24 protein-coding genes and 1 pseudogene are annotated in these 25,146 nt (G+C 60.2%); 18 read left to right on the top strand and 7 right to left on the bottom strand.

Translation table 11 applies throughout. The features are described from left to right. The first annotated feature begins 54 nt into the window (after positions 1 to 54). Together HK353_RS07785 and HK353_RS07780 are read left to right on the top strand one after the other, a co-directional pair. Positions 55 to 429 (top strand): GNAT family N-acetyltransferase, encoded by a 375-nt coding sequence (locus HK353_RS07785; protein ID WP_173154845.1) that lies wholly within the window; start codon positions 55 to 57, stop codon positions 427 to 429. Between the two features lie 8 nt (positions 430 to 437). Next, positions 438 to 908: a carboxymuconolactone decarboxylase family protein gene (locus HK353_RS07780; protein WP_173154842.1), complete on the top strand. Its 471-nt coding sequence runs from the start codon at positions 438 to 440 to the stop codon at positions 906 to 908. A 53-nt stretch (positions 909 to 961) separates the two neighbouring features. Here the strand turns inward: HK353_RS07780 and HK353_RS07775 are convergent, their stop codons facing one another. After that, positions 962 to 1,099, bottom strand: coding sequence for a hypothetical protein (locus tag HK353_RS07775; protein WP_173154839.1), 138 nt, complete (start codon positions 1,097 to 1,099; stop codon positions 962 to 964). Between the two features lie 103 nt (positions 1,100 to 1,202). Between HK353_RS07775 and HK353_RS07770 the strand changes: the two genes are divergently transcribed. From HK353_RS07770 to HK353_RS07755, 4 genes are all read left to right on the top strand, one after another. Continuing rightward, positions 1,203 to 2,510 carry an Nramp family divalent metal transporter gene (locus HK353_RS07770; protein WP_173154837.1) on the top strand — a complete coding sequence of 436 codons (1,308 nt, stop codon included), beginning with the start codon at positions 1,203 to 1,205 and terminating at the stop codon, positions 2,508 to 2,510. Positions 2,511 to 2,604: 94 nt separating this feature from the next. Continuing rightward, positions 2,605 to 3,564 carry an alpha/beta hydrolase gene (locus tag HK353_RS07765; RefSeq protein ID WP_173154834.1) on the top strand — a complete coding sequence of 320 codons (960 nt, stop codon included), beginning with the start codon at positions 2,605 to 2,607 and terminating at the stop codon, positions 3,562 to 3,564. Between the two features lie 10 nt (positions 3,565 to 3,574). After that, positions 3,575 to 4,756: a methyl acetate hydrolase AcmB gene (acmB, locus tag HK353_RS07760; protein ID WP_173154831.1), complete on the top strand. Its 1,182-nt coding sequence runs from the start codon at positions 3,575 to 3,577 to the stop codon at positions 4,754 to 4,756. 85 nt (positions 4,757 to 4,841) lie between these two features. Further along, positions 4,842 to 5,876 (top strand): helix-turn-helix domain-containing protein, encoded by a 1,035-nt coding sequence (locus tag HK353_RS07755; RefSeq protein ID WP_173154828.1) that lies wholly within the window; start codon positions 4,842 to 4,844, stop codon positions 5,874 to 5,876. 64 nt (positions 5,877 to 5,940) lie between these two features. On the opposite strand, the pseudogene HK353_RS17585 reads toward HK353_RS07755, so the two are convergent. Continuing rightward, positions 5,941 to 6,063, bottom strand: a pseudogene (locus tag HK353_RS17585) (integrase core domain-containing protein); the annotation flags it as partial. Positions 6,064 to 6,311: 248 nt separating this feature from the next. Here HK353_RS17585 and HK353_RS07745 point away from each other — a divergent pair. The 7 genes from HK353_RS07745 to HK353_RS07715 all read left to right on the top strand — a co-directional run bounded on the left by HK353_RS07745 (position 6,312) and on the right by HK353_RS07715 (position 14,371). Continuing rightward, positions 6,312 to 7,664, top strand: coding sequence for a M18 family aminopeptidase (locus tag HK353_RS07745; protein WP_173154822.1), 1,353 nt, complete (start codon positions 6,312 to 6,314; stop codon positions 7,662 to 7,664). A 15-nt stretch (positions 7,665 to 7,679) separates the two neighbouring features. Further along, positions 7,680 to 8,918 (top strand): PucR family transcriptional regulator, encoded by a 1,239-nt coding sequence (locus tag HK353_RS07740; RefSeq protein WP_173154819.1) that lies wholly within the window; start codon positions 7,680 to 7,682, stop codon positions 8,916 to 8,918. Positions 8,919 to 9,240: 322 nt separating this feature from the next. Next, a complete protein-coding gene (locus HK353_RS07735; RefSeq protein ID WP_173154816.1) occupies positions 9,241 to 9,816 on the top strand; it encodes an aspartate/glutamate racemase family protein in 576 nt (191 codons plus the stop codon). Beyond that, positions 9,813 to 11,486, top strand: coding sequence for an OPT/YSL family transporter (locus HK353_RS07730; protein ID WP_173154813.1), 1,674 nt, complete (start codon positions 9,813 to 9,815; stop codon positions 11,484 to 11,486). The genes HK353_RS07735 and HK353_RS07730 overlap by 4 nt, the downstream gene beginning before the upstream one ends. Further along, positions 11,471 to 12,547, top strand: coding sequence for an S-methyl thiohydantoin desulfurase domain-containing protein (locus HK353_RS07725; protein ID WP_217278345.1), 1,077 nt, complete (start codon positions 11,471 to 11,473; stop codon positions 12,545 to 12,547). Before HK353_RS07730 ends, HK353_RS07725 begins: the two co-directional genes overlap by 16 nt. Positions 12,548 to 12,614: 67 nt before the next feature. Then, a complete protein-coding gene (locus HK353_RS07720) occupies positions 12,615 to 13,547 on the top strand; it encodes a DUF1177 domain-containing protein (RefSeq protein ID WP_173154810.1) in 933 nt (310 codons plus the stop codon). Beyond that, positions 13,544 to 14,371 (top strand): AroM family protein, encoded by an 828-nt coding sequence (locus tag HK353_RS07715; protein ID WP_173154807.1) that lies wholly within the window; start codon positions 13,544 to 13,546, stop codon positions 14,369 to 14,371. The genes HK353_RS07720 and HK353_RS07715 overlap by 4 nt, the downstream gene beginning before the upstream one ends. A gap of 310 nt (positions 14,372 to 14,681) precedes the next feature. Here HK353_RS07715 and HK353_RS07710 read toward each other — a convergent pair whose 3' ends face one another. Further along, positions 14,682 to 15,008: a hypothetical protein gene (locus HK353_RS07710; RefSeq protein ID WP_173154805.1), complete on the bottom strand. Its 327-nt coding sequence runs from the start codon at positions 15,006 to 15,008 to the stop codon at positions 14,682 to 14,684. A gap of 184 nt (positions 15,009 to 15,192) precedes the next feature. On the opposite strand from HK353_RS07710, the gene HK353_RS07705 reads away from it, so the two are divergent. Both HK353_RS07705 and HK353_RS07700 read left to right on the top strand, forming a co-directional pair. Then, positions 15,193 to 15,600, top strand: a complete 408-nt coding sequence (locus HK353_RS07705; protein ID WP_173154803.1) for a (deoxy)nucleoside triphosphate pyrophosphohydrolase — start codon at positions 15,193 to 15,195, stop codon at positions 15,598 to 15,600. Between the two features lie 2 nt (positions 15,601 to 15,602). Further along, entirely contained in the window at positions 15,603 to 18,602 is a 3,000-nt protein-coding gene (locus HK353_RS07700; RefSeq protein ID WP_342589851.1) for a DEAD/DEAH box helicase, read from the top strand. 30 nt (positions 18,603 to 18,632) lie between these two features. On the opposite strand, the gene HK353_RS07695 is transcribed toward HK353_RS07700, so the two are convergent. Further along, entirely contained in the window at positions 18,633 to 19,682 is a 1,050-nt protein-coding gene (locus HK353_RS07695) for a DUF2891 family protein (protein ID WP_173154800.1), read from the bottom strand. Positions 19,683 to 19,833: 151 nt separating this feature from the next. Between HK353_RS07695 and HK353_RS07690 the strand changes: the two genes are divergently transcribed. Both HK353_RS07690 and HK353_RS07685 read left to right on the top strand, forming a co-directional pair. Then, complete coding sequence (locus HK353_RS07690; RefSeq protein ID WP_173154797.1) at positions 19,834 to 20,157, top strand: CHY zinc finger protein; 324 nt, start codon at positions 19,834 to 19,836, stop codon at positions 20,155 to 20,157. Positions 20,158 to 20,213: 56 nt separating this feature from the next. Then, entirely contained in the window at positions 20,214 to 21,791 is a 1,578-nt protein-coding gene (locus tag HK353_RS07685; RefSeq protein ID WP_173154794.1) for an aspartate ammonia-lyase, read from the top strand. A 36-nt stretch (positions 21,792 to 21,827) separates the two neighbouring features. On the opposite strand, the gene HK353_RS07680 is transcribed toward HK353_RS07685, so the two are convergent. Next, on the bottom strand, positions 21,828 to 23,222 hold the full coding sequence (locus tag HK353_RS07680; RefSeq protein ID WP_173154791.1) for an MBL fold metallo-hydrolase: 1,395 nt from the start codon (positions 23,220 to 23,222) through the stop codon (positions 21,828 to 21,830). A gap of 46 nt (positions 23,223 to 23,268) precedes the next feature. Further along, positions 23,269 to 23,454, bottom strand: coding sequence for a hypothetical protein (locus HK353_RS07675; protein ID WP_173154788.1), 186 nt, complete (start codon positions 23,452 to 23,454; stop codon positions 23,269 to 23,271). A gap of 189 nt (positions 23,455 to 23,643) precedes the next feature. Between HK353_RS07675 and HK353_RS07670 the strand changes: the two genes are divergently transcribed. Continuing rightward, positions 23,644 to 23,901 (top strand): metal-sensitive transcriptional regulator, encoded by a 258-nt coding sequence (locus HK353_RS07670; protein WP_051505072.1) that lies wholly within the window; start codon positions 23,644 to 23,646, stop codon positions 23,899 to 23,901. Positions 23,902 to 23,935: 34 nt separating this feature from the next. Here the strand turns inward: HK353_RS07670 and HK353_RS07665 are convergent, their stop codons facing one another. Further along, positions 23,936 to 25,138 carry a Fic family protein gene (locus HK353_RS07665; RefSeq protein WP_173154785.1) on the bottom strand — a complete coding sequence of 401 codons (1,203 nt, stop codon included), beginning with the start codon at positions 25,136 to 25,138 and terminating at the stop codon, positions 23,936 to 23,938. Positions 25,139 to 25,146 lie beyond the last annotated feature (8 nt).

The raw sequence follows: 25,146 nt of genomic DNA, 5'->3' as shown, positions 1-25,146 counted from the left end.
CCGCGAATTCCGCTCCACCCAGTACCAGCAGAGCACGACGAAAGGGTTATCGCCATGGTGAAGACATTCGAGGACAAGACCGGCGCCGAGGTGACCGTGTCGATCAACGAGGCCACCCGGTCCTATGACATCGCCGTCGCCGACGGCACCGTCGCCGGCCACGCGTATTTCCTGCCAGGTCCCGAGGCAGAGACCGAACGCATCTTCCATCACACCGTCGTCGATGAACAGTTCGGCGGTCGTGGGTTATCGAAGATCCTCGTCGCCGAAGCGCTCGAGGACTCACGCGAACGCGGAATCACGGTGGTGCCCGTGTGCCCGCTCTTCGTCAAGAAGCTCCAGGAGGCCGGCGACGACTACACCGCACAGGGCGGGAAGTACCGCAACGCCACCGGCGCCGACATCGACATCGTGAAAAGCCAGGCGTGAGCGGGTCGATGAGCAACGCGAGTCGCCCCTTCATCGACAAGATCCACCCGGAGAACTATAAAGCCATGGCCCAGGCGGCCGCGGCATCGCGGAAGGCCTCGCGTGCCGCAGGACTCGATGACGGGCTCATCGAACTCGTGAACACACGGGTCTCGCAGATCAACGGCTGCCGCACCTGCCTGAGCATCCATGCTCCGGCCGCACGGAATGCCGGGATCTCTCAGCTCAAGCTCGATGTGCTGCCCAGCTGGCACGAGGCTGAGATCTTCACCGATGAGGAGTTCGCGGCCCTGACCCTCGCCGAGTCGCTGACCGTGCTCGACAAGGCCGCCGATCGCGACCAGATCGCCGCGGACGCGGCCCAGCATCTGACAACCGAGCAGATCTCGGCGATCGAGTGGTCGATCATCCTCATCAACGCGTTCAACCGCATCTCGATCGCCAGCGACCACCCGGTGTTCGGAGCTCGGCAGGACTGAGCGTCTGCCGGCCGATTGGGTGCGGTCGACCGAGTGGTTGGACTCGGCGGGCCTCAGTTGAGGATCTGCTTGTCATCGTCCGCGCGGATCGCGGCGAGACGCCCCCGCCACATCTGCAGATACTGCGGGCTCAGGCTGGCTGTGCCATGGCCCAAGGCTGCTGCGCCGAACGCCACCGACGGGGAGGGCATCGGGCCCGATTGTTGAGACTGCCCGTCCCGGAGGGCTGCTGATCAGTCACACTTGAGCCCGACCGTTGCACGACCGCTGAGCCTGAACGACCGGAGCCCGCCTATGTCCACCTCCACATCGACGACCACCGACGGGGCCACCTCGGCGCCGGTGACCTTCGGAGGTCGCCTGCGGCTCATCGGACCCGGAATCGTGCTCGCGCTCGCCAGCGTCGGTGCCTCCGACATGCTCACGACGATGAACTCCGGGGCCGAGTACGGTCTCGCGCTCATCTGGGTCTTCACGGTAGGCATCGTGCTCAAGTTCGTGCTCTCCGAGGCGGTCTCCCGGCTGCAGATGAGCGGGGACCGGTCGCTGCTGTCCCACCTCACCGGCTTCGGCGGGCGGACCTTCCCGGTGCTCTTCCTCATCGCCGAACTGCTCGTCGGGCTCTTCTTCGGCGCCGGCGTCGTTGCGGTGACGACGAACATCCTCCAGGCGATCTTCCCGGTGCTTCCGTTCTGGCCGATGGCCGTCGTCGTGCTGCTCTCGGCCTCGGTGCTGGTGGGCATCGGCCGCTACGGTCTCGTCGAAAAGGCGATGATGGGCTTCGGGATCATCATGTTCTTCGGCATCATCGCGCTCGCGATCTCCGTCTTCCAAGGTGACGGCGCCCAACAGGTCGCCGCCGAGACCGTGGTCCCGACGTTCCCGAACACGTCCATCATCACGGTGATGTCGCTCATCGGCGGCGTCGGCGGGGCGACCGGCATCCTCGCGTACTCGTTCTGGATCCGGGAGAAGTCCTGGCGGAGTCCGGACTGGAAACCCGTCGTCCGCCTCGACCTCGTCATCAGCTACGGCCTCGTCTTCGTATTCGCCGTGGCGATGAGTGCGGTCGGGGCCTTCATCCTCTACGGCCAGGGCTTCACGATCGCGGACAACGACTCACTGTTCGCCATCGCCGACAGTCTGGTCAGCCGCATCGGTGACGTCGGACGGATGGTCTTCCTCATCAGCTTCCTCGCCGTGGTGTACACGAGCGTGCTCGGCGGATTCTCCGGCATCGCCTACGTCACCGCCGACTGCCTGCGAGTGCTCAGGCGTTACCCGCACCAGGACGAGGCACGCTTCGACATGTCGGCGAAGTCGGTCGAGTTCCGCGGCGCGCTCGTCTACCTGTCGGTGGCAACGCTGGTCATCATGGGGCTCGGCAAGCCCGTCACTCTCGTCCTCGTCTACGCTGCGATCAGCGCGTTCATCCTGCCGGTGCTCGCGCTCGCCCTGCTCGTCATCCTCAACCGCGGATCCGTGCCGACCGGTCTGCGCAACACGTGGTGGTCGAATCTGCTGCTCACCGTGTGCCTGGCACTCTTCGGATTCTTGGCGATCCTCCAGGTCAAGGAGTCGGTGATGGGGTTCATCGGGTGAAGTGAGGCGCACCCGACAACTGTCGGGTGACTGCGCGAAAAGCACGATGGTCTGGCGGTGGTGCCGCGGTGCCGGGGTCGGCATACTTGGTGACATGACACAACGACGGTCACGATTCGACGCGGAGCTCGCCGCGAGTCTGTCCGTCATCGGCGGGGTCTTTCCGCCGACCATCACTCCTTCGCTCATCGACTTCATGCGAGTCTCGTACGCCTCGGAGCCGCTGGCGGAGACTCTCAGCGGCCGTCGGGTCGAACATTCCGAATATCAGGTGCCGGGCCACCTCGGCGAGGCCATCACCGTCTCCGTCTTCAGACGATCCGGGGACACCGGACGACGACCGACGATCGTCTACGCCCACTCCGGCGGGCTGATGTTCGGCGATCGCTTCAGCGCGCTCGGCCTCAACCTCGACTGGGTCGAGAAGATCGGTGCGATCCTCATCTGCCCCGAATACCGCCTGGCGCCCGAGTTCCAAGACCCCTATGCGCGTGAGGACATGTACGCCGCGCTCCTGTGGACGGCAGAGAACGCCGACACCCTCGGCGTCGACCGCGCCCGACTCATCGTCGCCGGAGCCAGCTCCGGAGGGGGACTGGCCGCCGGAATGGCGCTGGCGGCCCGCGACCGGCACGGACCGAAGCTCAAGGGCCAACTGCTCATCTACCCGATGCTCGACGACCGAGGCATCACACCGTCGACCCGTCAGTTCGACGGCATCGGCGTCTGGGATCGGGTGAGCAACGAAACCGGATGGCAGGCGATGCTCGGCGATGACTACCGCACCGAGGCGGTCTCGCCCTACATCGCACCATCGCGTGCCAACGACCTCACCGATCTGCCGCCCGCGTACATCGACGTGGGCTCGGCCGAGATCTTCCGGGACGAAGCCGTCGCCTACGCCTCGGCCCTCTGGAACGACGGCAGCGAAGCGGAGCTGCACGTGTGGCCCGGAGGCTTTCACGCCTTCGACATCTTCGCCGCCCATACACACCTTGCGCAAGGAATGATCAGCACCCGAATGGCCTGGATCGAGAAGCTCCTGGCCGACTGAAAGGAACATCATGTCTGAGAACACAGCTGTCAACGACGCAGTTGTCCGCGTGGCCACGAAGACCGTCGACAGCGGCGGCGTCCCAGGCGTCGTCGCCGGAGTGACCACCGATAAGGAGACCATCAGTCTCACTGCTGCAGGAGTCCGCTCCCTCGACGATTCGCAGCCGATGACCACGGACTCCGTGTTCATGATCTTCTCCACGACGAAGGCCCTGACCGGCACCGTGGCACTGCAGCTGGTGGAGTCGGGAGAGCTCGACCTCGACGCCCCGGCGAAGGACTATGCCCCGGGACTGGCCGACGTGCAGGTCATCGACGGTTTCGACGACGGCGGAGAACCGATCCTCCGCGCACCCGCCAGCGAACCGACCACCAAACAGCTGCTGCTGCACACCGCCGGCTTCAGCTACGACTTCTTCAACGAGAAGTACGAACGGCTCGCCCGCGAACACGGCCAGCCGAGCATCGTCACCGCCACCAGGAAGGCGTTGGAGACTCCGCTGCTGTTCGACCCCGGCACCCAGTGGGAGTACGGGTCGAACATGGATTGGGCCGGCCAGGTCATCGAAGGCATCACCGGAAAGACTCTGGGTGAGGCGATGCGCACCCGAGTCCTCGAACCGCTGGGCATGGACGACAGCACCTTCCGTCCGACCGCGTCGATGCAGGAGCGGCAGGCCACGATGCACCAGCGCACCGACGGCGAACTCGCGGCGACCGACTTCATGCTGCCCGAACCGGAGGTGGAGATGGGCGGCCACGGACTCTTCTCGACCGTCGATGACTACCTGAAGTTCATCAGGATGTGGCTCAACGACGGAGCAGCCGACGACGGAACCGTCGTCCTCCGCCCCGAAACGGTGGACATGGCCACGCAGAACCACCTCGGCGATCTTCGGGTGAAACTGCTGCCCGGAGTCATCCCGAGCTTGTCCAACGATGCGGAGTTCTTCCCCGGCATGCCGAAGACCTGGGGATACACGTTCATGATCAACGAGGAGGACGCCCCGACCGGACGCCCGGCCGGCGCCGCCGCATGGGCGGGTCTCGCCAACCTCTACTACTGGTTCGACCGACAGAACAAGATCGGCGGGTACTGGGCCACACAGATCTTCCCCTTCGCCGACCCCGAATCCGTCGGTGGGTACCTCGAGATGGAGACGGCAGTCTACGATGCTCTGAAAGGCTGATTCGCGACCGAGGCGAATCGCGACCGTCGGGCGACAATCGTGGAACGCCAATCGTCGACCGACGGACGAACGAGGAGGTGGTGACGTGCAGGAGCTGCTCGGCAGGATTGCCAAGCTCGATCCCGAGGCGAGCCTGGGTCTGCGCGTCATCGCCTGCTTCGACGAACTCATGGCCGGCGAGGTCAATTCCCATGCCCTCGCCTCCGCTGCCGCGGCTCTGGCCGGTTGCCCGGCCGGCTTTCGCAGTGGGGACGGGAGCAGGCAGCTGAGGGTCGATTCAGGCGGAGTCTCGATTCCGGGAGACCGACCCGCCGAGGTGGCCGCCCTGTCCCTGCCGAACGATTCCGAGGTCTGGCTCGAGCGGGAGGACGCTGCCTTGCCCAACGATGAACTCATCCTTGAGAGATTCGGCCTGGCCATCGGCGTGAGATTCGGTCTCGAACGGCAGCAGCTGGAGACCCCGCGGGACGTGGCGCTCGCCCTCGATCCTGCCGCGACGCCCGAAGACCGGAGTGCTGCCGCGGTTCGCCTCGGGCTGATGCCAGGCTCGGGATATCGAGTCCTCGCGGCCCCGCTGTTCGCCGTCTTCGAGAAACGACCCGCCGGTCCCACCGATGTCATCACCAGCGAACATGGCACGCTGCAGGTGGTCATCGTGACCGACGACACCGAGGACATCGCCGTGACACCGGCCGGACTGGGGCCGTCCGGGTCGATCGGAGAACTGCCGCGGTCACTGCGGGCAGCCGTGGTGGCACTGCGGCTCAGCCGCCCGCCCGAGGAAGGGCTCGTGCGGGCGGAAAACTTCGGTGGGCTCGTCGAACTGCTCGCCGAATCATCTGACACAACCGATCCGGACGCTGCGCTGATCGACGAGATCATGGACTCGCCGTGGGCGGAGTCCACGGTGCGCGTGCTCCTCGAAGCACCGACGATCAGACAGGCGGCCCGCGACCTCGGTCTGCACCACAGCACGGTGCAGAGCCGGGCCGAGCAGATCGAACGCTGCCTCGGCTACGACCCGCTGTCGGGTTACAACCGCACCAGGTTGGGCATCAGCGTGCTCCGGTGGCGGCTTCGCAATTCCCGAGTGCTTGAACTTCCGGGGCCCGTGGGGTGAGGTGCGTCAGGTCCCGGGTTTGATGGAGAGTTTTCTACTTGGAATTCATCAACTCACACATGAGCTAGGCAACCTGTGGCAGCTTGTTGAAATACTCGGGTCGGAACGCGGTTGGAGTCGCCTCACCGAGTGCTCCGTGAGGCCGGTACGTGTTGAACCACTGCACCCACTTCGCCGTGGCGATCTCGACTTCGGCAGTACCCTTTTATGGATCCTAGTTCCGGATCAGCTCAACTTTATAGAGAGAGTTCAGCGCTCGGCGAGGGCGTTATCGTATGAGTCGCCCTTCGGTTCGACAGACGCGACGGTGCCTTATTCGGCAAGGGCCTCGCCGTAGCAAATCGCCCACCTCGATTGTCACCGATCCCCGCATCAGTCCCACACATAATCAGGCATCTGGCATTCGTAAATCTCTGACGTGGAATAATGCGAAACATGTATGAATCTATGTCTCCGGCCTCTTCACCTCAGCAGTTCAAACATGCAAACGATTTGAGCGAATTCGTGCTCGCTTCTCCCTCGTCCTATCACGCTGCGCAAAAGGTCGCGCGGGATCTTGAAGCTTCTGGATTCACTATTCTCAGTGAACGCGAATCATGGTCGATAGAGCCTGGCGGAAAATATATCGTGGTCCGTGACGGTGCCGTAGCGGCGTGGGTGGTCCCGGAGAGCTTGAAAAACAAGCCCGGCACCCGCTCAATCTACACTTACTTCACGATCGTTGGCGCACACAACGATTCGCCCGGGTTCAAGCTCAAGCCGAATCCGGATTTCAACGCGGAAGGAGCGGAACAGGTTGGAGTCGAAATATATGGTGGCCCACTTCTGAACTCTTGGTTGGATCGAGAGTTGACTTTGGCTGGTCAATTAACTTTGAAGGATGGCTCCACATCGCTGGTGCAGACTGAACCTATTGCTCGAATCCCACAACTGGCCGTGCACTTGGATCGTTCTGTCAATGACAAATTAGTGCTGGACAAGCAGAAGAATCTGCAACCTGTCATCGGCTTGGCCTCAGGGGCATCGCCGACAGTTGGAAAGTCAGGTGCAATGGAATTACTGGCCGAATCAGCAGGCGTCGATGCCGACGACATTGCCGGGTACGACGTCTTCACATATCCGGCGCAAGCACCGGCGATATTTGGAGCTCGGAAGGAGTTCTTGGCCTCGCCACGATTGGACAACCTTGCGTCTGTCTATGCTGCCTCGTCCGCATTGGCCGGTGTCGGGGCTTCCCAACTGTCGGGCATAGCTCTTATGGTCGCGTTTGACCATGAAGAGGTTGGTTCACAGACTCGTTCGGGAGCGTCGGGGCCTTTCCTCGCGGACGTGACGCAGCGGATCATCGGCGCGTTGGCCCCTGACATGACGAATCCAAAGGAGCTTTACCTGCGTGCTCTAGCTGGATCAACTTGCATTTCATCGGATGCAGGACACGCGGTGCACCCGAACTTCGCTGATCACCATGATCCTGTCAATCGGCCAGTTCTCGGTGGAGGACCACTTCTCAAAATCAATGCGCAGCAAAGGTACTCAACGGATTCGGTGGGGACAGCGCGCTGGGCAGCCGCGTGTGCTTCGGCAGGTGTGGAATACCAAGAATTCGTCTCGAACAATTCTATCGCCTGCGGAACCACGATTGGGCCGCTCACCGCTACACGGCTGGGAATCACCACGGTCGATATCGGGCCAGCACTGTGGTCGATGCACTCGGCACGGGAGATGTGTGCAGTCAATGACATCGCTGCCCTCCACGATGGCTTGGCCGCGAGCTTTTTGACATTGTGAGACTGGGATCGATTCATGGGCGGCATCGTCGAACAGATTGAACAGGACTTCAAGAAACCTGAGTATCGGTATATGCAGCCGACGCTGGATTATCTGGCGCGCATGCTGGCGTGCTCGTTATACATCGAGGACTCTGAAGGTCGCCTGCTGTTCGCGCAATCCGACCCTGTAGGTGATGACTGGCGAACCGATTTCACTCCGTTGTCACTTCCTGCGATCAGGCATTATGAGCGGGCCACTCGAATCTGGACCCGATCTGCAGAGACCTATATTCCGGTTCCGGGAGATCAATCATTCCAATTCCGTCGGACGGTAATCCCACTGACATATCACAGCGAAGTCTTTAGCTTCATCCATATTGTCAGTCCTGCGCCCTCGCAGCATTGGCCGGTCGGCGATCCTGAAATCGGCGAGCTTGTCACTGCGGTCGCGAACAAACTGTTCATCCTGGTTCTCGGGACGATTAACGAATATCGTGCTGAGATCTATCACCAACATGCGAGGATCGATGTCCGGCGGGCAGCCAGAGACCATCCCCGAACACTCACCGGTGCTGCCGACGTTTTGACCGCTTGCGCCTTCGTGCCGCTATGTTCGAGTATCAATACCAATGCTCGCACTATCGACTATCGGAGTATGGCCACGATGGCGGGAATGACATTGGCGGACAGGCTGACCGAAGAGCATGGACCTGTAACAGGGGTGACTTGTCGATCCGAATCGGACTCCGCGCGACTCGATCTCATTATGTATTTCACGACAGTTGGATCATTACGCCTCGCCGAAATAGCTAAGCAATTGCGCGATGCTCTTTCAGCGTTGCACTGGAACTTGAAAATCGGCCTAAGTATGATCCCCGACGGTCAAGCAGGTATCGAGCGAGGTGAGCAAGAAGCTCGTGCGATGATCAATCTGAGTTCGGACGCCTCGAGGGCTCCACAGGTGCTTACCCGCGACGACGGAGGAGTGAGCGCCCTGGCTTTGGTCAGAGGCGGCGGCGCCGGATTCCTCGGCTATGCCGAGTTCATAAAATCGGCGCTGGCCGACGCAGAGCCAGAATTGCTCGATACCGCGCGTTCTTTCGCCCGACACGAATGCAACGTCTCGAATACCGCGATTGCGCTTGAAGTCGATCGTCGAACCGTCACCTACCGATTGCACAGGATCGCACGATTGACGGGACTCGATCTACCAAGCTTCCCAGCGAAGATTGTCTTATACCTCGCCTTCCTGCCAGAATCCCCTGAAACGTAGGAACACCCGGCCACACATAGCCTAATACGCTTGAGGCCGTAATTTCTCAGGTGGGAAACGAGAAGGCGACAATTTCCCCCTCGTGGCCGTATCGCCGCAAGCGCGGCCTCCCATAGCATCAATTCGTAATCTCCGTGACCGACGTCATACAACTGCACGAACGTCATGGAAGAAGCAACGCAAAGTCCCCTGAACGGGTAGGCGGCAATGACGCCTAGCTTCTCCGGGGGAGCCGCGACAGGAGGGAACTGCTATGACACTAGGAGTAATCCGTGTTGTCTCCCTAGAGGCAACATCGGATATCAGCAAGCACGGTCAGTTGATGGAAGAATTCTCCGGAATTCGCACGGTGTCGATGTCGATCGCCGATCAGCCGAACGGGGTGCACGACGCGAACTCGGAGCAAGAGGCTGTCCCGAAGATCATCTCTCTGGCGGAGCGGCTCTCCGCTCGCGCCGACGTGGATGCGGTGACGGTAAGCTGTGCCGCCGATCCCGCAGTTGACCAGCTTCGCCAACAGCTCGATACAACGGTGTTCGGAGCGGGCCATTGCGGGGCAAGCATCGCTCGTGCGGCGGGGAGTCGGATCGGAGTCATCGGCATCACCGAGGCGATTCCCGCAGGCATCGCAACGGTGCTTGGTAACTCGCTCCTCGGCTACCGGCACAGCGACCGCGCTCAGCAGACAACCAGTCTTAGCAACGTCGGAGTTCTAGAAGATCTCACCGAGCACGCGAGCGACTTGGCGGACGAGGGTGCAGACGTCCTCCTGTTCGCATGCACGGGATTCTCCGGGATCGGGCTGAAAAAGCACCTACGGACCCACGTTTCCATTCCTATCATTGACCTCATCGAGGCGCAGGCGACGAGCTACGCTCTGATAAAAGGAACACCATGACTGCAGAAACCGCAGAACAGAAGAAGAGCTGGGCATCGAACACGATCTTCGTCGTCGTATCAGCGCTCGTCGCCGTATTCGGCTCCATTATCGGCGTGCAGCTCATCGCCCAGCTCGGTATCACACCAAATACGTCTATAATCGGCGTACTCGTCGCCATCATCATCGCACGCGTGCCACTTGGGTGGTTCCGCCAGTTCCGAGACGTACACACGCAGAACCTAGTACAAACCACCATGTCGGCGGCAACGTTCGGCGCAGCTAACAGTCTGCTCCTTCCCATCGGCATTCCCTACGCGCTCGGAATGCCCAACCTTGTCTGGCCGATGCTTATTGGATCCGGTATCGCGCTGGCCATCGACGTCTTCATCTTCTATAAGGTCTTCGACTCCCGGCTTTTCTCGGCCAACGAATCCTGGCCGGTTGGAGTGGCAACAGCTGAGGCGCTCAAAGCCGGGGACTCGGGCGGCAAGAAGGCCGGGCTACTGGGCGTCGGAATCCTGGTAGGCATCGCAGGCAGCTACTTCGGCGTCTCGATGTCAGCTTTCGGAGTCGCGTTCATCGGTAACATCTGGGCACTATCATTCTTCGGCATCGGTCTGCTCGCCGGCGGGTACTCGGAACCTCTATTCGGCATCGACATCACAGCCGAATACATTCCCCACGGAATGATGATCGGAGCGGGCATGGTCGCTCTTGGTCAGTTCATCTTCATCCTCGCCGGAAAGAAGGACAAGAGCGGCAAATCCGATCAAACCATAGACGTCGCCCAGACTTCTTCGCCTGAAGAATCCGTGGGGGCCATTTCCGAGAATTCCGGCTATCGTTCGTTGCAAACGGTTGGCCGAAGAGAGCCGACCCGGACTGAGAAGGGTGTGCGCCGAACATTCGTCGTCGGTTCGATTCTCTACATGGCCGGCGCACTGATTCTGGCTGCAGCAGGAGGAATACTGACACAGATGAGTGGATGGCAGATCGTCACCTTCATCTTGTTCGCGGCTGTAGCAACCTTCTCCTCTGAGGTCATCGTTGGCATCGCAGCCATGCACTCGGGGTGGTTCCCTGCTTTTGCGGTCACACTCATCATGCTGGTAATTGGCCTTCTCATCGGGTTCCCACCGGCCGCACTCGCACTTCTAGCAGGCTACGTGGCAGCCACGGGACCAGCGTTCGCCGACATGGGCTACGACTTCAAGACCGGAGCGCTGATTCGACGAGGTGTGCCAATCGCGCAGGAACTCTACGGTCGTCGCCAACAGCTCAAAGCAGGCATCATCGGCTTCGTCGTGGCCTTCGTCGTCGTGGCTCTCGCACACGAGTCCCTGTTCTCCCAAGGACTGATCCCGCCCGTGGACAAAGTCTTTGCGACCACGATCGAGACCGGAGTGACCGGATCGGCTGGGCTCAAACTGTTCCTGTGGGCGATCCCCGGAGCCATCGTGCAACTCATCGGAGGACCTAAACGGCAGGTGGGCATCATGTTCGCTACCGGTCTGCTGATCGTGAATCCGCTCGCTGGCTGGGCAGTCGTTATCGGCATCATCCTGAGAATCATTGTGGCCAAGATCTGGGGCCAGAAGGCCGAATCCGCCACCTATACGCTGGCTGCCGGCTTCATCGCCGGTGATGCACTCTTCAACTTCTTCAGCTCAATTTGGAAGGCAAGGTAAAAACAAACATGCGAAAGACTCTGACACGTAAAGACGGTGTCGCAGCGGTATACGGCGGTGGAGTCCTCGGCGGTGGTGGAGGAGGCCATATCGAGACCGGCCTTGCTCAAGTCGAGGAGGTCTTCGCCAACGGAACCGGCCCTGAACTCGTGACGCTCGATGAAATCTCTCCGATGGCAACAACGGCATGTGTAGCACTCGTAGGTGCCCCGTCAGCCGAAGACACTTCCGTGAGCACGGATCAGCTCATCGGCACCGTGCGCGATCTACAAAGTTCGACTGGAGTCGAACTTGCCGCATTGATGACAAATGAGAATGGGCCGGCCACCTCGACCAACGGTTGGCTGCAGGCTTCTGCCCTGAACCTGCCGATCCTCGACGCGCCGGCCAACGGTCGTGCGCACCCGACAGGGATCATGGGATCACTTGGGCTTCACAAAGAGACTGATTATCAATCCACGCAGGCTTTCGCCGGTGGTGCGGGTGATCGATCCCTGTCAGGAGTCGTACGCGGAGGCTTGAATACTACCGCAAAGGCAGTTCGGAAACTCTCAGTATTGGCAGGAGGCATGGTCGGAGTCTGTCGCAATCCGGTTAGCATCGCTCGAGTACGCGAGAATGCGGCAATCGGTGCAATTAGCCGCGCGATCGACGTCGGCCGTGCACACATGGACGGTTCCACCGGTCGCGACAAGATCGGCAATGTCGTCGACCTCCTGGGTGGGAAAGTGCAGGTGCAGGACACCGTTCGATCCGTCGACCTGCGGAAAGAGGGCGGATTCGACGTGGGGGAGATACATATAGGAACGGCCGAACTCACGTTCTGGAACGAATACATGACGCTGGAAATCAGTGGGCAGAGACTGGCAACTTTCCCCGATTTGATCATGACACTTGACACGGAGACCGGGCTTCCAATCGTCAGCGCCGGCGTGGAAGCTGGCCAAAACCTAACGGTGATCACAGTGAACCGCGACCAGCTGATACTGGGCTCATCCATGTTCGATCTGGACTTACTACGTGGGATAGAACCTATCGTGAAGAAACCTATCGCCTCATAGCACAACTCGGGCTTCTTTGGCCCACCTACGCATATTCGAAGAATCAGAGAGGAATTGCTTTCTAACCATGTTGAAACAAGTGCTCGACACACTCGAAATACTCGATACACCACATGTCAGTGGAGCGGTAGTGAAGGCTGCTGTGGAATCCTCCGGGCCTGCAGCGGTCACCGTGGAGACCGTCACGAGCGACAAGGGCACAACCGACTTCGTACGCATTCTTGTCCAGGGCAAGTCTGGCAAGAGCAGAGGCGGAAGTGCGCCTACGCTTGGGGTTATCGGCCGCCTGGGCGGGCTCGGTGCACGCCCGACGCGAGTCGGGTTCACGTCTGATGGGGACGGGGCAGCTGTGGCAGTGAGTACTGCGTTGAAGCTGTCCGCCATGGCGTCTGCTGGAGATGTCTTGGACGGTGATGTCATCATCGCCACGCACATTTGTCCTGATGCCCCCACGCGCCCACACAAGCCCGTGGAGTTCATGGACTCACCGGTTGACATCAATGTCATGAACCAGCACGAAGTTACTGATGAGATGGATGCCATCCTGTCGATCGACACTACAAAGGGCAACCGGCTCGTCAACGTGAGCGGATTTGCCATCACGCCGGCCATCTTGGACGGGTACGTGCTTCGCGTGCCAGACGATCTGGTCGACATCATGGAGGTTTCTACCGGAAAACCGTGCGTAACATTCCCAATCACCAACCAGGACATCACCCCTTACGGGAACGGCGTCTACCATGTCAACAGCATCGTTCAGCCGGCGACGGCTGCGAAGGTGCCGGTCGTCGGAGTGGCAATCACGACTGAATCGGCTGTTCCTGGAAGTGCGACCGGTGCCAGCCACGAGATTGACGTCGCCGAAGCCTCACGCTTCACAATCGAAGTCGCCAAGGCATTTGGCAAGCACGATGCCAGATTCGTCGATCAGGATGAGGTCGACACGCTCCGCAACTTGTATGGCTCGCTGGCTCACCTCTATCAGTCGGCAGAGCAATGAGATACGCACAACCATGTGAAGACGAGGGAGCCAACTCGAAGAAAGAGACTAACCCGCTTCAGGTGGGGCTGATCACAATAGGCCAATCGCCGCGTACTGACATTACGGGCGGCTTTCGTGAAATTTTCGAGCCGTACGATGTAGAGATTGTCGAAACCGGTGTACTGGATGGACTAACTTTCGACCAGGTGCGCGCCCAGTATTGGCCGGGCCATTCGGAAGAAACGGCGACCATCTACGTCAGCCGAATGCGTGATGGCGTCGAGGTGAAGCTGCTCAAGAGCCACGTGTACAGGGGGGTTCAGCAACGAATCACCGAGCTCGAGTCAGAATGCGATCTCATCGTAGTCCTGTGCACTGGCACGTTTGATGGGCTGAGTGCTGCTGTGCCTGTCGTCTTCCCGGACGAGGTCCTGCATGATCGCGTGAGAGAGCTAGGGATCGCGTCACAACTTCACGTGATAGCCCCGACTGCTGAACAGAAGCCGTTTCTGACGGCCAAATGGGCTACAGCTGTTGACGAACTGAGTTTCACCATTTCATCGCCGTACCAGGAGTTCCATCTGGCCGATGTGGTGGCCGACATCAGCTCTAGCCGACCCGAAGGCGTCGTGCTGGACTGCATGGGATACCGGAGCGAGCACAAAGCAAGAATCCTCGACTCCTTCCTCCAAGAAGGCCTCGATATCGACTACCAAGTTGCTGAGGAAATTGACCGGGGCGACGTGCCGATTATCTTGCCCCAGGAAACGGTCGCAAACTACGTTCACAGCCTTCTTGACACGGACCAACGACTTTCTGCGGGGAACCGCGAGGGCCAATAGCGGTTCGGTGCTTTTGGCTAATGCTCGGCAAGTAAGCTCTCGCGCCCTGACCGCCTTTGCTGCAGAGCCTTACCACCGCTAAGGTGAGATTCATTCGCCGAAAATTCTCCGAGGTGGGGCGTCTTTACATGGCAGAGACGCCGCACCAAGGGACTGTCAACCGCCCCGGGGGCAATGGAGACGGTGAAGGCACGGAAAGGTCCCAGCCGAGACCATCGGCACCACGTCATACCCTCATGCCACAATCAGCCCTGTCAGGCCGACGGTAAGCCCTGACCACCGCCCAGCACCGACCCATGAAAGATCGAGGTTAGGGCCGGGGCATAAGGTCGGAGGTTTGAAACGTGTTGGTCAGCTGGTCTGTGATCAGCGACTTTTGGCGGCTGACAAGTTCTATCGTGCGTTTGCCTTCTGCAACCTTCTCACCCCATTTTGCTTCGAGCCTTCTTAGCTCCTCATCGTGGGCACTGTTGCTGTCGGCCTGTGAACGATTGAACCGCTGATTAATTTCGGCGGCTCGTTGCTGAGCAAGAGCAGTTGCGTTTTGATGCTCTTTGGGAAGACGAGCAAACTTGCTTTTCCAATGTTTGAACGCGAAGTAGCCAAGGGCAATCAGCGCGACGAAGATGAGTGACAAAACAAAAATGCTTGTAACCTTGGGAACAGCTAACACTGAGGCTCTGACACCGCCATATAGTTCGGTGGGGTAGGTACTGAGTGCAAATGCAGGGGGTCAGTGAGCTCGGCGTATGTTGCACAACGTGCACCTAGAAACACTTAGCGAGTCGGCAGGGTGGGAGCCATCTATGGAGCAGGGAGCCATGAAGAAAGAAATCAACGTCGTGGGTGCCATCATCGTCGACGGTTCAAATGTCTTGGCAGCGCAGAGAAGCGCAACGATGTCTCTGCCCGGCATGTGGGAGTTTCCCGGTGGCAAGATCGAAGCCGGTGAAACTCCTCGTGCGGCTCTCGTCCGGGAGCTCCAAGAAGAGCTATTATGCACGGCTGAGATTGGAGATGAAGTCGCTTCGACTCGGCACGAGTACGATTTTGGCTTCGTCACCCTGACTACCTTCTACTCAAAGCTAGTCGAAGGCGAACCGAAACTAACTGAACATTCCGAAATTCGATGGATCGAAGCAACCGACCTCGATTCGGTGGAGTGGGCGCCAGCTGATATACCTGCAGTTGAAAAGGTGGTGCAAGATTTCTCAATGACCGAGGAGTAGGCGTGGCAACAGTTCCAGAGCATGTTCAGCGAGACACAGCGTTCGGATTTCTTGATCGTTCGTCACCCGCGGACCGCCTCTTCAACCCGATGTTGGTTTCAAATGTTGAAGCCAACACGATGCACAAAGCCATTCTTGAAGAACTGAGACGTTCGAAGAGCTTCACCTTTTCAGTTGCATTTGTCAGTTCAGATGCAATCGCTTCATTGAAGCAACCACTGATTGAGTTCCCGGGCCGGGGCCGAATCATCACTTCGACTTACTTAGGTTTCAATTCACCTGAGTCATTTAGGGAACTGAAGAATCTCCACGACCTTGGCATCGAAGTGTACGTGTTTGAAGATGACACAAGAGGTTTCCATCCCAAAGGCTTCATCTTTGAACAAGCAGCTACGACCACAGCGATCGTGGGTAGCTCCAATCTGACTTCTCGGGCGCTCAAGCGAAACCACGAGTGGAACCTGAGGTTCTCAGCACTTCCTGACGGCGATATTGTTCAGCAGCTTGCTGCTGCAATTGATATCCAGCTTGAGTCCGCCACGCTGCTGAGCGATGACTGGATCAATGCATACGAAGAGTTGTACGTCCCGCCTTCGGCACGTAGCGAAATTCCGGGGTCGAACCTTCAGCTGCCAGGGACTCGTACTCAGATTGTCGCCAACGCGATGCAGGCAGAGGCTCTCGTTGAAATTCAAAAAGTACGCGACTCGGGTGAGGATAAAGCTCTAGTCGTGTCGGCGACTGGCACAGGTAAGACCATTCTCGCGGCGCTAGACGTGAAGGCCGCAAATCCGGAACGAGTGCTCTTCGTCGTGCACCGAGAACAAATTCTCGATCGCGCGATTGAGGAATTCACCAAGGTGCTCGATCTTGAGGAACACGAGGTTGGGAAGTTCGTCAGGTTGCGTAGAGAACTTGATCGACGGTTCGTATTCGCAACCGTGCAGTCACTGGGATCAACTGAAAAGCTGAACCAAATCGCACGCGACCACTTCGACTACATCCTCATCGATGAGGTTCATAGGGCTGGTGCGAGGTTGCACCAGAACATCATTCAGTACTTCACCCCGGACTTCATGCTCGGAATCACCGCTACTCCCGAGCGGTCAGACGATTTCAATGTCTATAGCCTGTTCGACTACAACGTGCCCTATGAGATTCGACTACAGAAGGCGCTCGAGGAGGACATGCTCGCCCCGTTCCACTATTACGGCGTCACCGACTTCGAGAAGGACGGCGAAGTTATCGGTGACACAAGCCAGCTGCGGAATCTCGTTGCGCCAGAGAGAGTAGCTCACCTGATCCAGGTGATTGAGCGTTATGGGCACGTAGGCGACCCTGTCAGGGGCCTCATGTTCTGCAGTCGTAAAGATGAAGCTCGAGAGCTATCGACGCTTCTTAACCAGAACGAAGTACATGGCAAACGGCTTCGAACGCGAGCTCTAACTGGTGAAGATTCGGTAGAAACCCGTGAACGTGTCGTCGCCCAGCTTGAAAACGGAGAGCTCGACTACATCATCTCCGTCGATGTGTTTAACGAAGGCATTGATATCCGGACAGTCAACCAAGTGGTCATGCTTCGGCAAACTCAGTCGAGCATCATCTTTACTCAGCAGCTCGGCCGCGGACTGCGCAAGGTAGCTGGCAAGAGCCACCTCATCGTTATCGACTTCATCGGTAACTACACGAACAACTTCCTCGTGCCGATTGCGCTCTTCGGAGACAGCAGCCTGAACAAGGACTCTCTCCGGAAGAAGATGATTGAAGCGCAAGATGTCGGTGCGGTTTCTGGACTTTCAAGCATCAACTTTGATGCGGTCGCAAAGGAGCGAATCTTCAAGTCGATCGAGACCACACGCCTGGATAGCCTGAAGAACCTCAAGCAGTCCTTTAGAGACCTGCATACCCGACTCGGTAGGCCGCCGATGCTCATGGACTATGCGCGCTTTGATGTTGTTGATCCAGTAGTAATCGCCAGTGCGCGTGGCAACTATTGGAAACTGCTCAACGCATTCAAAGTTGTCGACGAGCAGCCCACGGACAGAGAAAGTCAGGTCCTGTCGACGGTCAGTCAGGAGTTTCTGAACGGCAAACGGCCCCATGAACTTCTGGTGCTCGAGCAACTAGTGAGTGCAAGAACTCCTGTGACTGTGAGTGACCTTCGCTCGCTTTTTGATCAAAAGGGAGCGACTTCAGACCAGGCCACAATTGACTCTATTGAAAGAATTTTCAACTTTGAATTCTTCACTGAGGGTGATCAGAAAAAATACGGGATTCCGATCGTTGATTGGACAGACGGCAGGATCAATCCAACCTCAGAATTTCTGGACCTGCTTGAACACTCGCCCAGCTTCTTAGCCCATTTGGATGATGCAATTGAGACAGGGCTCTTCTTATCCCGTCACAGGTACCGCTGGGATGAACGTCTAGAGGCAGGGAAGAAGTACTCGCGCAAAGACGTTTGCCGACTGCTCAATTGGCAAAGCGATCAAAAAGGGACGATGTACGGGTACAAAGTCGACGTCTACTCCAATTCGTGTCCAATCTTCGTGACTTATCACAAAGATGACGACGTGTCGGCGAGCACTTCGTACGAAGACTCTTTTGTCAGCGAGAACACGCTCCGCTGGTTCACGCGCAGCAAGAGGACATTGCAGAGCAAGGAAGTCCGGTCGATTGTGAATAATGAGATCCCGCTGTATCTCTTTGCTAAGAAGGACGACGCTGAAGGCACGGACTTTTACTACTTGGGTCAGGCCACGTCCTCGGACCCAGTGCAAACAAAGATGCCTGGGGAGAACGGGAAGAGTTTGGACGTTGTGACGATGGACCTCAACCTGGAGTACCCCATTGATGCAGCGCTCTATGACTATTTGACGACAGGCCCGGCGATCGAAGAGGCAAAGAGCCGCAGCTCTAAAGCTCCGTCAATTGATCTAAGCCACGAAGAGACACCAATTCGGCTCGAATACAACGAGGATCAGAAAGACAAGCTGTTCTAGCGATGAGGTTGCCGGGGCACCTGGATTTTACTAGTGCTGGTGGCCGACTCGCTGAATCAATGCTTCCCAAGCAAACGTCGCAATCCAGTGGGCCGACACGTACTCGTCTGACACTGCAGCTTCGAGTCCTGGCGCCATCAGCGAATCGACTTGGGTTAGCATGCCTTTGGCCTGGGTCATGAGCTCGTCATTGCCAGTCTTCTCAGCGATCGCTTCTAACTTCGGAGCCAATCGCATCACCGATGCGGCGACGGATAGCCCCAGGCCGTAGAGGTGGCTCTGCTGACCGTCGGTCGGGTCGAGGACCTTGACCGGCGTGAGCGCCGGTGACTCCGGGGACAGCCCCGAAAGGAAACTCGGCAGCCAAGACGCGAGCTCGTCCTCGGTGAGGATCTCAGCCATGAGATCGGCCTCGCACAGGCCGGGGGAGAGGAAGTCGTGACCGCTGCGCTCCTGAACGAAGTTCCACGCGGCATCCTCGGCGAAGAATCGACGTGCCGCGCCCGCGATGATATCGACGACGTCATCGCGGCCAGCCGTCCGAGCGCCGATGAGGATCCGCCGCAGACCGAAGGCCGTATTCGAGTGCACTCCATGCCGAACTGGCGCGGCCACCTTCGGCAACCACGCGGACACAAGGTCGAAGACCATATCCGCGAGCACTTGAGAGTTCGCGCCGAGTGCCCGCAACTCCGAAACCTTGCTGGCATTGAGGACCCGATTGAGCTCGACCGCCCAGGCCCAGCCATACGGCCGCTCCCACGAAGGATTCTCACGGAGGAAAGCCGCCTCGGCGTGCATATTCTCCTCACTCAGGTGTGAAGACATAACTTCAACCGCGCGTTCGCGCCAACCAGCACCCTGGGCCACCTCAGTCTCCAGCAGCGATGCCAGCAGGTAGTGCATGTGCACGCTCGAATGCCAGTCATATGAGTTCGCGAATGCTGGATTCTTCTCCACCGCCGGCACGATGTCGGCGAGACTGCGAGCCAGATGATGGGAGGCGTACGGATATTCGCGGGTGATATTGCTCAGCGCCACCTCGGCGAAGGGGCGGACGTAGTCGTCAATCTGCGGCATGGATCCTCATCGGCTCGGGATTTCCACTTTACGCGGACGAAGACGACAACGACCGGTGAACCGCAGCCGACCGGCGGCGATTCTCTGCGGTTAGGCTGGATCTGGCCGGGACCATCCCCGGACGAAAGCCGCACGAAAGGACGAACGAGCGATGACGCGAACTCCTGAGGTCTTCGGCAAGACCGTCGATGAGCACACCCGGTGCGTGCACTACGCCACCGAACTCGACATCATCGCCATCCGCTTCGCCTGTTGCGACCGCTACTATCCTTGCCACCTTTGCCACTCTGAGACTGCCGATCATCCCGCGCAGCAATGGCCAGGGGAGAAGTTCGATCAGCCCGCCATCCTGTGCGGGAACTGCTGGACCGAACTGACGATCACGGCCTACAAAGCAGCCGACAACTGCCCCGAATGCCACGCACTCTTCAACCCCCGCTGTGCCGCGCATTCGGACTACTACTTCGGTTCCTGATCTCACACAGATCACCCCTTCGGTCGGCGGCCGAAATGTGAGACTCTGAAACCACTATGACTGAGTTCAACGCCTCCGCAGACCCCAACACCGCCTCTCTTCCCCTCAACTCGTCGACGACGAGCCAGATCCCAACCGGCCAGAACCTCCCCACCCGTACCGAGACCGACTCGATCGGCAGCCTCGAGATCCCCGACACCGCCTACTGGGGAGTGCACACGGCCCGGGCGAACGAGAACTTCCCCATCGCCCGTCGCCCCATCTCCGTCTACCCCGACTTCGTCCGCGCCTTCGCCTGCGTCAAACAGGCCGCAGCCCGGGCGAACGCCGAGATCGGAGCGCTCGACGACCAGCGCGCCAACCTCATCGACGCCGCCTGCGAAGAGATCAAGTCCGGCAAGCTCCACGACCAGTTCGCCGTCGGCGTCGTCCAGGGCGGGGCCGGCACCTCGACGAACATGAACGCCAATGAGGTCATCACCAACCGTGCCCTCGAGATCGCAGGCCGGTCCAAGGGTGACTACGCGTTCATCCACCCCAACGACCACACGAACCACAGCCAGTCGACGAACGACACCTACCCGACCGCGATCAAGATCGCGCTGGCGTTCTCACTGCAGAACCTCCTCGGCGAACTCACGCTCCTTGCCGATGCCTTTGCCGCGAAGGGCCGCGAGTTCGCCCATATCGTCAAGGTCGGGCGCACCCAGCTGCAGGATGCGGTGCCGATGACGCTCGGTCAGGAGTTCAACGCCTTCGCCACGACCCTGCGCGAGGACGTCGAACGTCTCGAGGAAGCCGTCGCCCTCCTCGGCGAAGTGAACATGGGCGCCACCGCGATCGGCACCTCGATCAACGCCCCGGTCGGGTACAAGGAAGCGGTCATCAAGCACCTGCGGCAGATCACCGGACTCGACCTCAAAACGGCCGGCGACCTCGTCGAATCGACCTCCGATACGGGTGTTTTCATCACCTTCTCGGGTGCGCTCAAGCGCAGCGCGCTGAAGATGTCGAAGATCGCCAACGACCTGCGCCTGCTGTCCTCGGGGCCGCAGGCCGGCATCGGTGAGATCAACCTGCCCGCCCGCCAGGCGGGATCGTCGATCATGCCCGGCAAGGTCAATCCCGTCATCCCCGAGGCGGTGTCCCAGGTCGCGTACTCCGTGGCCGGCGCCGACGTCACCGTGTCCATGGCCGTCGAAGGCGGACAGCTGCAGCTCAACGCCTTCGAACCGATCATCGCCCACTCGCTGTTCCAGTCGATCACGTGGTTAGAGCGCGCGGCCCAGACCTTCCGCATCAACTGCGTTAACGGCATCACCGCCAACGAGGCGCATATCGAGGACACCGTCGACCGCTCGGTCACCGTCATCACCGCGCTTGCCCCGGTCATCGGCTATGTCGCCGCGGCGAAGCTCGCGAAGGAAGCATTGGCGAAGAACGAACCCATCGCCGATCTCGTCGTCGAGCACGGACTGCTCGAGCGCGACGAGCTCGGCGAGATCCTCCGCCCCGAACGGCTGACCGGCATGTCCGCCGATGATTCCGTGAACAACACCGCCACCAGCGCCGAGGCGGTTCCCCGGGATGAGGTGACCACCGAGCTTCCGATCATCCCCGACCCGGAGGGGTGAGCGGGCCGCGGAGAGCCCGCAGCTCCCTGTTCCGGATCAGGACTCGAGCGACCGCCAGGCATCGTAGGAGCCGGCGAGCTCGGCTACCTGGTATCCGGCACGGCGCAGGGCGCTGGCGGTGATGCTGCTGCGGGTGCCGCTCTGGCAATAGGTGACGATCCGGCCTTCGCTCGGCAGGCGGTCGAGTTCCCACAGGGCGCGGCCGCCGCTGAGCTGGGTTGCACCGGGGATGTGGCCGCCGGCGTGCTCGTTCTTCGAGCGGACATCGACGAGGCGGATGTCGGCTGCGTCTGCGAGATCCGCCGGGTCGACCAGGTCGGCCGGTTGCAGATCCATTCCGGCAAGCGAGGTCACGTAGCCGGTGACCGTGTCGATGCCGACCCGGATGAGATGATTGCGGAACTCTGCCGCCTGATCGGCGTCGTCGGCGAGGACGATGATCGGCGTCGACTCCGCGGCCGGGTCGAAGACCCAGGCGCCGAAGCTCGCGGCTTTGCCAGGCCCCGGGATGTGCAGGGCCCCGGCCGGGGTCCCGACATCGACATCCGCGGTCGGACGGGTGTCGATGAAAGCCGCCGAGCCGTCCTCGATCCTCTCCTGCACGCGACCGGCGTCGAATTCCTCGAGCTCGGCGAGCTCGCCGAGGAGTGACGGGCCCTCCCTGTTCTCGGTCTTCATCCTGGCGAAGTAGGCGTGGGCGTCGGGCTGCCCGGACAGCAGTTCGTCGACGAAGCCCTGCTCATCGCCGCTCTCGAGGAACGGCGACCACCAGGCGAAGGCACGCTCGTAGCCGACGGTGGTCGTCGGAATGGCCCCCAGGGCTTTGCCGCAGGCGCTTCCCGCGCCGTGGGCGGGCAGGATCTGCACGTAGTCGGGGAGGGTGAGCAGGCGGTCGCGGAGGCTGGCGAAGAGGTCGCGGGCACCGGCGAAGCGGGTGTCGGAGCCGCCGGCCGCCTCGTCGAGGAGGTCCGGGCGTCCGGTGTCCCCGACGAAGACGAAGTCGCCGGTGAGCATGAACCCCGGTGCGTCGGCCTGGGCACCGTCGGTGACGAGGAACGACAGGTGCTCGGGAGTGTGGCCGGGGGTGTGCGAGGCGCGCAGGGTGATGTTGCCGAGGGCGATCTCGTCACCGTCGCGCAGGCGCACCGCGTCGTCGAAGCCCGCCCCGTAGGACCAGTCGGGTCCGCCTTCGTCGGAGACGTACATCGTCGCGCCGGTGGCTGCGGCGAGTTCGCGGGTGCCGGAGAGGTAGTCGGCGTGGATGTGGGTCTCGGTGACGGCGGTGATCGTCAGTCCGTGGCGGTCGGCGAGTTCGCGGTAGACCGCGATGTCCCGGCGGGGATCGACGACGATCGCCTCCCCGCTGGCCTGGCAGGCGATGACGTAGCTGGCGTGGGCGAGGTCGGCGTCGAAGATGCGTTCGAGGAGCATGGGAGTCTTCTTTCCGTGGTCGAGGGGTGTTTGGTCGGCCGTGTGGTCAGCGGCCGAAGAGGCGGGAGAAGAAGCCGGGCTTGGCCGCTCGGGCCGCATCATCTTCGGCCTGGGTGTGCTTGCCGTTGCACCACTGGCCGGCCGGAACCGTGCTCTTCACCGACTGGATGTGCTGTCCGCATCCTGCCCACGTGGTCTTTCCGCAGACTCGGCACGTCGCTGCTCGACACATAGCTGTCTCCTTCTTCGGCCATCGCGGGCCTGTTCATCATTGGTTTCATATACCCTCGGGGGTATGCATTCAATATACCCTTAGGGGTATAGTTGATGTCAACATCGAGAATGTGAAAGGACGACGATGAGCGAACGCGACACAGCTCTGACCGAACCGACAGGGGCAGAAGGAGACCCGGGGGAGCGGATGCTGGCCGACCCCGCTGCGCAGAAGAAGATCCTCAACCGACTGCGTCGAGCACAGGGGCAGCTCGGTGCGGTGATCACCGCGGTCGAGGACGGAAGTCACTGCCGCGACGTCATCCATCAGCTCTCAGCGGTGTCGAAGGCCCTCGATCGGGCCGGTTTCCTCATCATCTCGACGGCGCTGCGGGAATGCCTCGAGGACGACGAGGACGATGTGCGCACCGACGAGCTCGAGAAGCTCTTCCTCTCCATGGCCTGACGGAGTGGGCCGGACGGGCATCCCCGCGAAAGGGTCAACGCCGCCGTTGGCGAGATTCGACGAGTTCCACGTAGGCGAGGTGCTGATCGGCCGAATAGCAGACGATCTTCCCCTTGTGGTTCTTGGTCTTCCGCAGAATTCCAGCATCGGCGAGTTCGACGAGTGCTCGATGAGCCGCCGCACGAGTCACCCCATGCCCAGCAGATACCGAATCGATGGTCACGACCGGTTCCTGGGCGAGCCTTTCGAGGACTTTGAGGATGACGGAGCCGGCACGCGGTTGGGCAGGCGTTTTTCCGATCGAGCGTCGATACTCGACGAGGTCCGACCGGATCGTCTGGTCCAATGCGTCGATGTCCTCGCCGAGTAGGACGGCGGACGATGCGGCTTGCTCGACCGCCTCGGCGAAAGAGGCTGTCCACCCATCGAGGTCAGGGGGGTCGCGGCGGAACGCAGTCAGCCCTCCGATGTAGGCCTTGGTGTCCGCAGCGAAGACGGTGCTGATGGGGACCAGCACACTGCGCAGCACTCCCGCTCTCTTGAGGACTGTGTGCACAAGGGCTCGGCCAGTGCGGCCGTTGCCGTCGATGAATGGATGAATCGTCTCGAATTGGGCGTGGGCGATCGCGGCTCGGATGACGGGGTTGCCGTCGGTGCGAGAAATGAATTCGGCGAGATTCGCGATCAGACGAGGTACCTCGGTCGGTGGAGGAGGGATGAAGTCTGCGCGCAGTGGACTGTTTCCGGGGCCTCCGACCCAGTTCTGCTCCGTCCTCAGTCCAATTTCGAGCCGAGGTTCGATCGAATGCTGCAGATCTTCGATGTCGGACTTCGTGACGGGCCTGTCTGGGTTTGAGAGTTCATCGACGGACTTCTCCGTGGCCCTGACATTGGCGATGACATCGAGCGCAACACGATCGCCGTGCCTGAGATGCTCAGCGATTGCCAGCTTCTTCGGGCTGAGTCTGTTTCCCTCGATCCATGACGAGGAGATGCTTTCGGAACGGATGAGCAGATGGTTGAGGTAGAGGCTGTCGGATGCACGTACGCGTTCGTCCAGCCGGGCGAGAGCGACTGTGGCATCCTCTGCGATTGATGTCGTTGCCTCGCTCAGACGGGGCAGCGCGAGGTCGAGTTCGTCGGGGACAAAGGCTGAGTAGGCTCCGGATGCTCGATCTTTCCTGCTCAGCCCGGCTGGATTGGGCGGAGTCCAGTGCTGCTCGACTGTGTAGGGCATTGCACTGA

The organism is Brevibacterium permense, from assembly GCF_013280495.1.
GTDB lineage: Bacteria > Actinomycetota > Actinomycetes > Actinomycetales > Brevibacteriaceae > Brevibacterium > Brevibacterium permense.
This window is presented reverse-complemented; position numbering and strand designations above follow the sequence as displayed.

Bases quoted from the DNA above. Each gene is read 5' to 3' on its own strand.
- HK353_RS07745 (WP_173154822.1), top strand. From the start codon at position 6,312: ATGTATGAATCTATGTCTCCGGCCTCTTCACCTCAGCAGTTCAAACAT.
- HK353_RS07780 (WP_173154842.1), top strand. From the start codon at position 438: ATGAGCAACGCGAGTCGCCCCTTCATCGACAAGATCCACCCGGAGAAC.
- HK353_RS07675 (WP_173154788.1), bottom strand. From the start codon at position 23,454: ATGTGTCGAGCAGCGACGTGCCGAGTCTGCGGAAAGACCACGTGGGCA.
- HK353_RS07740 (WP_173154819.1), top strand. From the start codon at position 7,680: ATGGGCGGCATCGTCGAACAGATTGAACAGGACTTCAAGAAACCTGAG.
- HK353_RS07720 (WP_173154810.1), top strand. From the start codon at position 12,615: ATGTTGAAACAAGTGCTCGACACACTCGAAATACTCGATACACCACAT.
- HK353_RS07680 (WP_173154791.1), bottom strand. From the start codon at position 23,222: ATGCTCCTCGAACGCATCTTCGACGCCGACCTCGCCCACGCCAGCTAC.
- HK353_RS07665 (WP_173154785.1), bottom strand. From the start codon at position 25,138: ATGCCCTACACAGTCGAGCAGCACTGGACTCCGCCCAATCCAGCCGGG.
- HK353_RS07685 (WP_173154794.1), top strand. From the start codon at position 20,214: ATGACTGAGTTCAACGCCTCCGCAGACCCCAACACCGCCTCTCTTCCC.
- HK353_RS07730 (WP_173154813.1), top strand. From the start codon at position 9,813: ATGACTGCAGAAACCGCAGAACAGAAGAAGAGCTGGGCATCGAACACG.
- HK353_RS07735 (WP_173154816.1), top strand. From the start codon at position 9,241: ATGGAAGAATTCTCCGGAATTCGCACGGTGTCGATGTCGATCGCCGAT.
- HK353_RS07765 (WP_173154834.1), top strand. From the start codon at position 2,605: ATGACACAACGACGGTCACGATTCGACGCGGAGCTCGCCGCGAGTCTG.
- HK353_RS07715 (WP_173154807.1), top strand. From the start codon at position 13,544: ATGAGATACGCACAACCATGTGAAGACGAGGGAGCCAACTCGAAGAAA.
- HK353_RS07705 (WP_173154803.1), top strand. From the start codon at position 15,193: ATGAAGAAAGAAATCAACGTCGTGGGTGCCATCATCGTCGACGGTTCA.
- HK353_RS07775 (WP_173154839.1), bottom strand. From the start codon at position 1,099: ATGCCCTCCCCGTCGGTGGCGTTCGGCGCAGCAGCCTTGGGCCATGGC.
- HK353_RS07690 (WP_173154797.1), top strand. From the start codon at position 19,834: ATGACGCGAACTCCTGAGGTCTTCGGCAAGACCGTCGATGAGCACACC.
- acmB (WP_173154831.1), top strand. From the start codon at position 3,575: ATGTCTGAGAACACAGCTGTCAACGACGCAGTTGTCCGCGTGGCCACG.
- HK353_RS07670 (WP_051505072.1), top strand. From the start codon at position 23,644: ATGCTGGCCGACCCCGCTGCGCAGAAGAAGATCCTCAACCGACTGCGT.
- HK353_RS07770 (WP_173154837.1), top strand. From the start codon at position 1,203: ATGTCCACCTCCACATCGACGACCACCGACGGGGCCACCTCGGCGCCG.
- HK353_RS07785 (WP_173154845.1), top strand. From the start codon at position 55: ATGGTGAAGACATTCGAGGACAAGACCGGCGCCGAGGTGACCGTGTCG.
- HK353_RS07695 (WP_173154800.1), bottom strand. From the start codon at position 19,682: ATGCCGCAGATTGACGACTACGTCCGCCCCTTCGCCGAGGTGGCGCTG.